This is a genomic window from Enterococcus sp. VV15, from assembly GCF_005236045.1.
Classification (GTDB): Bacteria; Bacillota; Bacilli; order Lactobacillales; family Enterococcaceae; genus Enterococcus_B; species Enterococcus_B durans.
The window spans coordinates 23,386-33,538 of the sequence record NZ_QPTY01000035.1 but is presented as its reverse complement, the minus strand read 5'-3'; the positions used below and the strand labels follow the sequence as shown (position 1 = coordinate 33,538).

Genomic DNA, 10,153 nt, shown 5'->3' with positions numbered 1-10,153 from the left:
TTGTGGTTAAAAACATTGTACCGTAAAAGGGCTGTTACATGGCCTTTTATCTTTTACACAATTATATGGACTTTATCAGAAAAAACATAGTCCGTAGTACCATAAAATTCAAAATAAAATTTTGAATTTTTGTCCGTCATATTTAGACTATCCGATATAGTATCACCGACAGAAACAAAATAAGTCTTTAGAACTGCATGACTTACTGAGTCGCGTAATCTAATTTCCAACATACTGGAACCTTCATTATGAAAATAATAATTATATTTATTTTTCCCGAAAATATTATAGTTGGAATATAAATAATATTTCCCAAAATAAGATCCAGACATATTATAACGACCTTGACTTGCTACATTCCAATTCGCTGTAGGTGTGCTTCCACCTCTTTCTTTACTAGGCGAAAGACCTTCTAGTGTATTAGTAATCTCTGGTAAATTTGCTTCTTTTTGTTCAGAAGCCAGTACATTTAATGGAACTACACATATAGAAACTACTATCAATGACAATATGGCAAATAAACTCTTTTTCATGTTAACTCCTCCGTTCTATTTTTTGTGAACGTTCACAATCATTATAGTACTTTATTTTAAATAGTGTGTCTGCCATAAATTACCTTAAAATGGCAATGTCACAAACTGTGGCTCTAAAACATCTTTTTCTTTTTATGCTGGCTACAAGAATGAATTATTTTATGCTTAAATATAATTAATTCAGCTACATACGTTTGGAGGAAATTTTATGGAATTTAGTGAAATTCTAAAAGAAAGAAGGACTTCATTAGGTATTACTCAAGAAGGATTGGCAAAAGAATTAAATGTTAGTCGTTCGGCTATCTCAAATTGGGAAATTGGTCGAAATTATCCGGACATTCAAACACTCATTGATTTATCAAAAATTTTAGATGTGTCTTTAGACTTTTTATTGAATACAGATAATACTATTGTTGAGAAGATTGACGAAGACTTATCTAAGAAAAAATGGCTAAAAAAAATAAGTTTAGTACTCGCGACATTATTAGTAATTGCATTAAGTACTATTATCTTTCTATTTTTTACAAAAACACCCACTGTTAATTTTATTAAGTCCAATGAACCAGTCACTTCTAATATTACACTTTTCACAAAAAAAGATCTAAAAAAAATATCAATAAAAGATAAAAAAGTGGAAGTATTATTTAATCTACCAAAGGAAAACACTTTCGCAGGATATTATACAGAGACAAACAATAAAAATGGAATAGTTACTATAGATATGTATAAATTTATTAACGAAGGTATACGTGAGAAGAAGGTCTTATACAATGGTCTGGTAGATATAGATCTAAGTCCCTATTCGCATGTTAGAGAGGTTAATATTAGATACCATTAATTTTTATTTTCAAATAAGTCAGCAACCTCGTCAAACAGATGTACGTGGCGGCTGACTTATTTATCATATTATTTGATTAAACTTCTATCTTTACTTTTCAAACCAATCATAATAATCATCCACGGTTTTCTCTGCATAGAGTTTCAATAATTCAGGTCATAGTGATTGAAAGGCTTGTACTCACTCTTCTCCTCAAAAAAATTTTAGAAGCGTCTCCCTGTCTTTATGAGGTAAAAGACCAAGAAGTTTTATTTACCAAAAATTATATAAGTAAACAACCTATTTTCTTTCAAACATGGGATGAACAAGGGATTCCAAACAAAGAAATGGGCTTTGAAGAACAAAACGTTCGTTACACAAAAATCAAGAAAAATGGAGGAAATCATAAATGAATGAACTCACTATTTTATTGTCTGATTCTCAAAAACAAGGGTTACAGGAAACCATTCATCAGTTATTAAAGACTGAAATTACGCACTTTGAAGACGAGCTAGGACTGAACAAGCGTTACATCAAAAAATGGCAATTATTCCAATATCTCAATCTCTCCAACAACACTATTGATAAATTAATTGAGGAAGGTCTTCCACTAATTAACATTAATGGTGTCGTCCTCTACGACAAACTAGAAATTGATCACTGGTTAAAAAATTATGTTCAATCAGCTTAAACCATGCTACACTCAAAAAATAGTGTTCTCATATTCTGATGTGCAAAAGAAAGTGAGAAAATAACATGGCTATACAGGAAATGGATAATGGAAAATACAAAGTGAATGTCTACATGGGAACAGGCTTTTCAAGGTTTGTCTCCTATGCAGATACTAAAAATGAAACTCTGATTCTTGAACAGGAAGCCAAGCTTCAAAAATTGAAAGGAGAAGTGAAAAAGAAAAAAGGTGACTACACATTTGAAGAGGTTTATAAGATTTGATGGAAGAAAAAATATATTGTAACAAAATACCATGAACAAAGTACACTAGATCGGACAGAAAGCATCTTTCGACTTCACATTCTTCCCTATTTAGGAAGCAAGAAAATTAAAGCTGTATCTTTCGATACTTTAGAAAGCCTTCAAATTTTGTGAGCTTTTGGCGACAAAGAGAAAAAAATTAAACCTTACACCAATTTCAAATTCTGTGTCTCTTACACAAAGCAAGTAATGAAATATGCGCTACTAAAAGGATATATTTCCAACAATCCTTACGAGCTACTTGAAATTCCAGTAAATGAAGCTCTTAAACGGAAAAAGGAAAATAAGAAACAGCAAAAATATTATTCTGTTGAAACTGTTCAACAATCACTAAAACTAATGAAAAAGGAACACGGCTTCCAAAATTATGTCCTTCTGGCATTAACTTACTACCTCGGCGCAACAAAAGGTGAAATTTATCCTCTTGTGTGGGCTGACATCGACTTCAAGAAACAACTAGTTTCTTTGTCTCACAAGTTAGAGAAATATGAGCGTGTGAGAGGTATGAAAAATGGCTATCGTTTTCGTGACGTTCCGATTAATGAAACCATTGTAAATTTATTGAGGGAATGGAAACGAAAACAAGCTGTTGAGTTGAAACAATTGAATAGCAAACAAACACAACAGTAATTTTTATTCACTTATGTAAACCAAAAAGGCGAAGTTAACCAACCACTCCATACTGATTGGTTAAACAACAAATTGAATCAGTTAGAAAAAATACAGCCTTCCACATATCATTCCTCATGGTTTAAGACACACTTTTGTATCAGATTTACTGAATCAAGGAATTGATGGTTTAATTATCAAATCTTTTGTCGGTCATGCAGAAACTTAAAACATGATTCGAGATGTCTATGGACACACTAACGACCAGACAAAAATAGATACACTTAAGCTCTTAGAAAACTATAGAAATGCTAATTAAAATGAATAGCTGGTTACGAGGTACAAAAAAAGTCGTCCCTAAACTCGTTATCAAATCAAAAAAGACACTCTCCAAAATTTGGAAAGTGCCAGAAAAGTTAGGATCAAGGTAACTGCGCTCAGCATTGCTTCGCCCAGTACGATTCTCGTAACTCGTGAACTCAAACGATAATCGCAATTAACGTTTTGAGAATTGAGATGCTTTACGAGCTTTCTTAAGACCTGGTTTTTTACGTTCAACCATACGTGCGTCACGAGTAAGTAACCCAGCGCGTTTAAGAGCAAGACGGAAGTCAGGATCAACTTCTAGCAATGCACGAGCGATACCATGACGCATAGCTCCTGATTGTCCAGCATAGCCTCCACCGTTTACGTTAACAAATACGTCATAAGCGCCTTTTGTTTCAGTAACAGCGAAAGGTTGATTGATAACTTCACGTAAGTCAGCATGTGGAATGTATTCTTCAACATCTTTTTTGTTTACAGTAATTTTACCAGTTCCTGGTACTAAGCGTACGCGAGCAACTGCATTTTTACGACGGCCTGTGCCGATATATTGAACTTGTGCCAATGAAATTCCCTCCTATTAGATTAAGTTTGTGATGTCTAAAACTTCTGGTTGTTGTGCTGCATGTGGATGTTCAGCGCCACCGTATACATTTAATTTTGTAAATTGTTTGCGGCCTAAAGTATTTTTAGGAAGCATTCCTTTTACAGAAGTTTCGATCAAACGACGAGAATTTTTAGCACGCAATTCGCCAGCAGTGATTGATTTCAATCCTCCTGGGAAGTTGCTGTGACGGTAATAAATTTTATCAGTCGCTTTTTTACCTGTTAATTTCACTTTATCTGCATTGATGACGATGACGAAATCGCCAGTGTCCAAATGAGGTGTGAAAGTTGGTTTATTTTTACCACGTAGTACAGATGCAACAACTGTTGAAAGACGTCCCAATGGAACATCAGTTGCGTCTACTACATACCATTTACGTTCTACTTCGCCTGGTTTGGCCATATATGTTGTACGCACGTTATTTTCCTCCAATTTAAGTTCTGATGTTTGACATACACTTCGAGTTTCCGGGGCTCTTTGTGGGGCAAACAATACCATTTAACATATTACCTTCTAATCCCCTTAATGTCAATGTTTTTTCTTTCTAATGAAAAATTTTAATTTTCAGTGCAAATTCTTTTATTCTTTTCATTTTTTCAATGTCCAATCAAAAATCCACTTTGAATAAAACGATGAATATTCATAAATAAATGCATAATATATATTTTTATTTCGTTTTATTGTATATTTATTTATTAAATTGATTGATTTTTTATTTTTATAATGTTATCATTTGAAACAATCAATTCTGAAAACAATGAAAATTAAGGGGAGATTTCTATGAAAGAGAAAATTATTTTAGCTTACTCTGGTGGTCTGGATACATCTGTCGCAATCAAATGGTTAGCAGATGATGGATATGATGTCATTGCGTGCTGTCTTGATATTGGTGAAGGAAAAGATACTGCGTTCATCAAAGAAAAAGCATTACAAGTTGGTGCGGTTGCTTCTTATGCGATTGATGCGAAAGAAGAATTTGCCCAAGAATTTGCGAGTGTGGCGCTTCAAGGGCACACATTCTATGAACAGTCTTATCCACTGGTCTCTGCTCTTTCACGCCCCTTAATTGCAAAGAAATTAGTGGAACTTGCTCGAGCAACTGGTGCAACAACGATTGCGCATGGCTGTACTGGAAAAGGAAATGACCAAGTTCGTTTTGAAGTGGCGATCAATGCCTTGGCGCCTGATTTAAATATCGTAGCACCTGTTCGTCAATGGCAATGGTCTCGGGAAGAAGAGATTGCTTATGCGAAAGACAATGGAATTCCGATTCCTGCGAATCTAGATAACCCTTACTCGATTGATCAAAATCTTTGGGGACGTGCATGCGAATGTGGCGTATTAGAAGATCCTTGGACAACTCCTCCTACTGGTGCGTATGAACTGACGACTGATTTGAAATACACACCTGATGAAGAAGATATCATTGAGCTTACCTTTGAAAAAGGGGTGCCCGTTGCATTGAATGGTGAGAAGCTCTCTCTTTCACAACTGATCCTTGCAGTGAATCAATTGGCTGGTAAACATGGTATTGGCCGTATCGACCACGTTGAGAACCGTTTAGTGGGCATCAAATCCCGTGAAGTATATGAATGTCCTGGAGCTGTAACATTGATGCAAGCCCATAAAGAATTAGAAGACTTGACATTTGTTCGTGAATTGGCGCATTTCAAACCGATCATTGAACAACAATTAAGTCAAATGATCTATGACGGTTTATGGTTCAATCCTTTGACAGAAGCGTTGCTTCAATTCTTGAAATCGACACAAGTGTATGTGAATGGCACGGTTCGTGTGAAACTATTCAAAGGAAATGTCATCGTAGAAGGACGTAAATCAGAAAACAGTTTGTATAGTGAGGAATTGGCTACTTATACTTCTGCTGATACATTCGATCAACAGGCAGCTGTTGGTTTTATCAAATTATGGGGACTACCTTCAAAGGTCCACGCAGAAGTCCAAGAAAAACAGATGAACAAAACAAGTACAAAATAATTTGCAAATCATACAAGATTTACGCCGGATACTTGCCAATTACTGGGAGGAACAATAATGGAAAAACTTTGGGGTGGTCGTTTTCAAGGAAAAAGTGAAGAATGGATTGACGAGTTTGGAGCATCGATCTCTTTTGACCAAAAATTAGCGAAACAGGATATTTTAGGGAGTTTGGCCCATGTCAAGATGCTTGGACACACAGGAATTCTTACAGTTGAAGAAACTGCAGCAATTACAGAAGGATTAAAGACCTTACAAAAGAAACTGCAAGAGGGAAATTTACAATTTTCCATTGAAAATGAAGATATCCACTTGAATATTGAAACGTTACTGCATCAGGAGATTGGTGCGGTTGCCGGAAAATTGCATACAGCTCGTAGCCGAAATGATCAAGTCGCCACGGACATGCACCTGTTTTTGAAGGATGCTGTGCAGGAGATACTTGAAAAATTGCATCATCTACGCCAAAACTTTGTGAAAAAAGCGGAAGAACATGTAGAAACGATTGCGCCTGGCTATACCCATCTCCAACATGCTCAACCGATTTCATTTGGTCACCATTTGCTTGCCTATTATCAGATGTTTACACGTGATTATGCGCGTTTAACAGAAAGTTTGAAGCGAATCGATCTTTCTCCATTAGGTAGTGCGGCTTTAGCCGGGACAACTTTTCCGATTGACCGAGAATTTGCTGCTAAAGAGTTAGATTTTTCTAGTGTTTATGCAAATAGTCTAGATGCTGTGAGTGATCGTGATTTTATCCTCGAATTTTTGAGTAACTGCTCTTTGTTGATGATGCATTTGTCACGTTTTTGTGAAGAACTCGTTTTATGGTGTAGTTACGAGTTCCAATATATTGAATTAACAGACACGTTTTCTACAGGCAGTTCAATCATGCCACAAAAGAAAAACCCGGATATGGCTGAATTGATTCGTGGAAAAACAGGACGTGTCTATGGAAATCTATTTGGTTTATTGACATTGATGAAAGGTCTTCCCTTAGCATACAACAAGGATTTTCAAGAAGATAAAGAAGGGATGTTCGATACCAGTGAAACGGTATTGGCATGCCTGACTATCATGGATGGGATGGTTGCTACGATGAAAGTGAATAAATCACGTATGTACGCAGCCACTCAAAAAGATTTCTCTAATGCTACAGAATTAGCGGATTATCTGGCTACTAAAGGATTACCTTTCCGCCAAGCCCACGAGATCGTTGGTAAATTGGTTCTGCGTTGCACGCAAAAAGGTGGGTATCTACAAGATATTCCTTTTGAAGAATACCAAGCAATCAGTCCTTTGATCGAAGAGGATATCTATGTGACTCTTCAACCGGAAACTGCTGTCAAACGTCGCCATTCGCTTGGTGGGACAGGATTTGATCAAGTACGGTTGCAACTTGACCATGCACATAAAGAGTTAGCCATCGAAAATTAGAAGATTAGCTTCCACAAGAAGACGACTCTGCATTTATTCTTCTATTCTTTATAAATGATAATATCTTAGTTGAAGTCACTCGTAGATAGCCATTCTCTTTCAAAAAGGTCTCCAAATAAAAATGAATACCTCTCTAACATAAAAAAAGAGGCTGGGACAGCAGTGTTTAACTCCGAGAAATAAGCCGAAGGAGTTGCTTCTGCTCCCGCCGTTTATTCGTTTTTAAAGAATGGGACAAAAGTGTTTCTTACTTTTGTCCCACGCAGTTTTTCTACTATTATATATTCTATCAATTATCTTTATGCATCGATTTCTGGTGCTTTGCCCAAGTGTGCTTGGATCATCCAGATACGTTTTTCAGTAGCTGTTTTAAATGCAATAAAGATGTCTTGTGTTGGATCATCGCCTTCTTCGCCAGATACTTCTATCCCTTTTTGATAAAGGTCTGCTAAATATCGATAGCCTTTAACAAGTGTTTCTAAGCGTTCTGGGATTGTACGGTCCCAACGGCCTACTTCATCCGGGATTTTTGTATTGTCGGCAAATTCCCGTAAAGTTGAGTAAGGTGAGCCATCTAACGTGATCAAACGTTCTGAGATCTCATCCAATTGTTCATTTAAATCATCCATGAACTCATCCATCATTGGGTGTAATGTCAAGAAGCCAGGCCCTCTCATGTACCAATGTGTTTGGTGAACCACAACAGACATTTGACTCAAATCTGCGACTAACTGATTTAATACTTCTTTGGTTTGTTGGAATTTCATTTTCTGGTTTCCTCCTAACTTTTATTTACATTAAAAGCATAGTAAACTTTGAGACAAAAGTACAATGAAACCATTTACTTGAGAATGATTTTCAACAGAGAACGATTCTTTTTTCAACCTTTGTTCCCCTGTACTTCCCCACTACAAATTGACTTGCTTTCTTCATTATTAAATAGCTGCTTGTTCAATTTGTTGATTTATACTACTCTGATCTGCTGTTCCTCCTACCACTAGCAGAGAGGAATCTCCTAGGATGGAAAAATTTTTTGGAAAATCCCACAGTTGGTTTGGGGTAACTCTGTCCTTGATGCTTGTCCTTGATACCAATCTTCAAAAGACCTACTAAGACAGCCCGCATTCGAGGGCACCGAAGCTGTCCTCACTGCTTTTTTGTGGCTTTGCGCTTTCCCTTTTAACTTCATCTTTAGCTGACCTTATTCCACTGGATTCAATTTTTGGGTATCATGTTCTGTCTAATGCTTGGCGAAGGTGTGCTAGTCGTTTATAGGTACTGACTAATTGTTGTTGTGTATCAACGAATGTCGGATAAATGATTTCATAGATCTCGTGGATATTTTTCTGTACGGGAACTTGGGTCTCTAATTTGATCCATTTTTTGCCTTCATTTAATTCCTTGATTTTCCCTAGGCTCTGCCAACCTAGAAAAACAGCCCCTAAAGCGGAGGCCTCAGAAACAGTTGGAAAGACGAGTGGATAGCCTAAGACATCTGCCATGAGTTGACGAAAAACATAGGATCGAGCAAATCCACCTGTCGCTCGTAGCTCAGATAGCTGACCTTCTTGGCAGATTCCTTCCAAGATCCGTTTCAAGTTGAGACAGATTCCCTCTAAGATTGCCCGCATCATCTCTTTTTCTGTGTGGTGCCGTTGGAGACCTAAGAAGCTTCCAGAAGCCTCTGCATCCCATAGTGGCGCTCTTTCTCCTAATAAATAAGGTTGAAAAAGTAAGCCGTTTGCTCCTGGAGGGACAAAAGCAATTGCTGAGAGCAGTGCATCGTAAGGATTGTCTCCTTGCGCAATCGCTTGTTGCGTGATTTCCTGCATCAAGGTTTGACTTGCCCAATCAAAGATCCCTGCACCATTACTTGTTGCCCCACCAACGACCCAATGGCTTTGATCCAATACGTAACAAAAATTTTCCATATCTGGGTGCAACTGTGGATGATCTGTTATAAATCGGATAGCACCACTCGTCCCGACCGTTAATGCGGCGATATCCTCCCCAAATGCGCCTAATCCTAAATTTGAGAGTGGCCCATCTGCACCGCCTAAAACAAATGATATATCATTTTCGAGTTTCAATATTTCTTGTATCTCTGCTTGAAGTTTCGGCATCTTCATGGTGGGTGGAGCTATTTCAGGCAACTGTTTTTCACTGATATTTAAGTAACCTAGCACTTCTTTTGCCCATTTGAACTGATGGATATCGAAGTATCCTGTGCCAGAGGCTGTACTATAATCTGTTATGAGCTTGCCAAATAAACGATAAATGATATATTCTTTTATCCCGATATAATACGCGGTACGTTCGATTAGTTCTGGTTGTGTTTCTTGTAACCATTTGATTTTTGCGAATGGCGTCATTGGATGAAGCGGCGTACCTGTTTGTTGATAGATGCTTACACCTAGTGGAGTGTTCTTCAATCTTTCTGCCTGTTCCACAGCACGTGTATCTGCCCAAGTGATCATTCGGGTAAGTGGCACCATTTGTTCATCGCACAAAATCAAACTGTGCATTGCTGACGAGAAGGAAATGACGTCAATCGTCGCTTCTTTAGAGAACCGTTCAGTCAATTGCTGGATCACTGTACAAACAGCATGGAAAATCAGTTCTTGATCTTGTTCTGCCATCCCTGGTTGTTCTTGGATCAAGGGATAGGGAAAGTACGCTGAATCGATGACTTGTGCTTGTTCATCGAAGGCGACTGCTTTGGTTTGGGTGGTGCCAATATCTATGCCAATTGAGATATTCATTTTATCACCTCTACTAAAAATTACGAAAAAATTGGAGCATTACTGACGTATCTTACCTAAAAAGGAGGATACA

Annotated in this window: 13 protein-coding genes; 8 read left to right on the top strand and 5 right to left on the bottom strand. The window is 37.3% G+C overall.

From position 1 onward, the window contains the following. Nucleotides 1–53: 53 nt before the first annotated feature. The gene (locus DVW83_RS11645; protein WP_137239412.1) at nucleotides 54–533 is read right to left on the bottom strand and encodes a hypothetical protein; all 480 of its coding nucleotides are present in this window, start codon (nucleotides 531–533) and stop codon (nucleotides 54–56) included. Between the two features lie 208 nt (nucleotides 534–741). Here DVW83_RS11645 and DVW83_RS15635 point away from each other — a divergent pair, with 208 nt between their 5' ends. The 6 genes from DVW83_RS15635 to DVW83_RS16005 all read left to right on the top strand — a co-directional run bounded on the left by DVW83_RS15635 (nucleotide 742) and on the right by DVW83_RS16005 (nucleotide 3,181). Next, on the top strand, nucleotides 742–1,371 hold the full coding sequence (locus tag DVW83_RS15635) for a helix-turn-helix domain-containing protein (protein ID WP_238699418.1): 630 nt from the start codon (nucleotides 742–744) through the stop codon (nucleotides 1,369–1,371). 388 nt (nucleotides 1,372–1,759) lie between these two features. Beyond that, a complete protein-coding gene (locus DVW83_RS11630) occupies nucleotides 1,760–2,041 on the top strand; it encodes a DNA-binding protein (protein WP_104661295.1) in 282 nt (93 codons plus the stop codon). A gap of 65 nt (nucleotides 2,042–2,106) precedes the next feature. Next, nucleotides 2,107–2,304 carry a hypothetical protein gene (locus DVW83_RS15630; RefSeq protein WP_224784412.1) on the top strand — a complete coding sequence of 66 codons (198 nt, stop codon included), beginning with the start codon at nucleotides 2,107–2,109 and terminating at the stop codon, nucleotides 2,302–2,304. A 15-nt stretch (nucleotides 2,305–2,319) separates the two neighbouring features. Beyond that, the gene (locus DVW83_RS16130; protein WP_224784419.1) at nucleotides 2,320–2,457 is read left to right on the top strand and encodes a hypothetical protein; all 138 of its coding nucleotides are present in this window, start codon (nucleotides 2,320–2,322) and stop codon (nucleotides 2,455–2,457) included. Between the two features lie 75 nt (nucleotides 2,458–2,532). Next, the gene (locus DVW83_RS15620) at nucleotides 2,533–2,973 is read left to right on the top strand and encodes a tyrosine-type recombinase/integrase (RefSeq protein ID WP_224784411.1); all 441 of its coding nucleotides are present in this window, start codon (nucleotides 2,533–2,535) and stop codon (nucleotides 2,971–2,973) included. 106 nt (nucleotides 2,974–3,079) lie between these two features. After that, nucleotides 3,080–3,181 (top strand): hypothetical protein, encoded by a 102-nt coding sequence (locus DVW83_RS16005; RefSeq protein ID WP_224784418.1) that lies wholly within the window; start codon nucleotides 3,080–3,082, stop codon nucleotides 3,179–3,181. A gap of 267 nt (nucleotides 3,182–3,448) precedes the next feature. Here the strand turns inward: DVW83_RS16005 and rpsI are convergent, their stop codons facing one another. Together rpsI and rplM are read right to left on the bottom strand one after the other, a co-directional pair. Beyond that, a complete protein-coding gene (rpsI, locus tag DVW83_RS11620) occupies nucleotides 3,449–3,841 on the bottom strand; it encodes a 30S ribosomal protein S9 (protein ID WP_005881201.1) in 393 nt (130 codons plus the stop codon). A gap of 15 nt (nucleotides 3,842–3,856) precedes the next feature. Further along, the gene (rplM, locus tag DVW83_RS11615; protein ID WP_034865780.1) at nucleotides 3,857–4,285 is read right to left on the bottom strand and encodes a 50S ribosomal protein L13; all 429 of its coding nucleotides are present in this window, start codon (nucleotides 4,283–4,285) and stop codon (nucleotides 3,857–3,859) included. A 378-nt stretch (nucleotides 4,286–4,663) separates the two neighbouring features. On the opposite strand from rplM, the gene DVW83_RS11610 reads away from it, so the two are divergent. Together DVW83_RS11610 and argH are read left to right on the top strand one after the other, a co-directional pair. Next, nucleotides 4,664–5,878: an argininosuccinate synthase gene (locus tag DVW83_RS11610; protein ID WP_104661294.1), complete on the top strand. Its 1,215-nt coding sequence runs from the start codon at nucleotides 4,664–4,666 to the stop codon at nucleotides 5,876–5,878. Nucleotides 5,879–5,935: 57 nt separating this feature from the next. Then, the gene (gene argH, locus DVW83_RS11605) at nucleotides 5,936–7,318 is read left to right on the top strand and encodes an argininosuccinate lyase (protein ID WP_104661293.1); all 1,383 of its coding nucleotides are present in this window, start codon (nucleotides 5,936–5,938) and stop codon (nucleotides 7,316–7,318) included. 299 nt (nucleotides 7,319–7,617) lie between these two features. Here argH and DVW83_RS11600 read toward each other — a convergent pair whose 3' ends face one another. After that, a complete protein-coding gene (locus DVW83_RS11600) occupies nucleotides 7,618–8,085 on the bottom strand; it encodes a Dps family protein (RefSeq protein WP_005881193.1) in 468 nt (155 codons plus the stop codon). A gap of 462 nt (nucleotides 8,086–8,547) precedes the next feature. Beyond that, a complete protein-coding gene (locus DVW83_RS11595; RefSeq protein ID WP_104660599.1) occupies nucleotides 8,548–10,080 on the bottom strand; it encodes a gluconokinase in 1,533 nt (510 codons plus the stop codon). Between the last annotated feature and the right edge of the window lie 73 nt (nucleotides 10,081–10,153).

What these genes read in the sequence shown, in the direction of transcription:
- DVW83_RS11645 (WP_137239412.1), bottom strand. Translation starts at nt 533, where the DNA reads ATGAAAAAGAGTTTATTTGCCATATTGTCATTGATAGTAGTTTCTATA.
- DVW83_RS15635 (WP_238699418.1), top strand. Translation starts at nt 742, where the DNA reads ATGGAATTTAGTGAAATTCTAAAAGAAAGAAGGACTTCATTAGGTATT.
- DVW83_RS11630 (WP_104661295.1), top strand. Translation starts at nt 1,760, where the DNA reads ATGAATGAACTCACTATTTTATTGTCTGATTCTCAAAAACAAGGGTTA.
- DVW83_RS15630 (WP_224784412.1), top strand. Translation starts at nt 2,107, where the DNA reads ATGGCTATACAGGAAATGGATAATGGAAAATACAAAGTGAATGTCTAC.
- DVW83_RS15620 (WP_224784411.1), top strand. Translation starts at nt 2,533, where the DNA reads ATGAAATATGCGCTACTAAAAGGATATATTTCCAACAATCCTTACGAG.
- rplM (WP_034865780.1), bottom strand. Translation starts at nt 4,285, where the DNA reads ATGGCCAAACCAGGCGAAGTAGAACGTAAATGGTATGTAGTAGACGCA.
- DVW83_RS11610 (WP_104661294.1), top strand. Translation starts at nt 4,664, where the DNA reads ATGAAAGAGAAAATTATTTTAGCTTACTCTGGTGGTCTGGATACATCT.
- argH (WP_104661293.1), top strand. Translation starts at nt 5,936, where the DNA reads ATGGAAAAACTTTGGGGTGGTCGTTTTCAAGGAAAAAGTGAAGAATGG.
- DVW83_RS11600 (WP_005881193.1), bottom strand. Translation starts at nt 8,085, where the DNA reads ATGAAATTCCAACAAACCAAAGAAGTATTAAATCAGTTAGTCGCAGAT.
- DVW83_RS11595 (WP_104660599.1), bottom strand. Translation starts at nt 10,080, where the DNA reads ATGAATATCTCAATTGGCATAGATATTGGCACCACCCAAACCAAAGCA.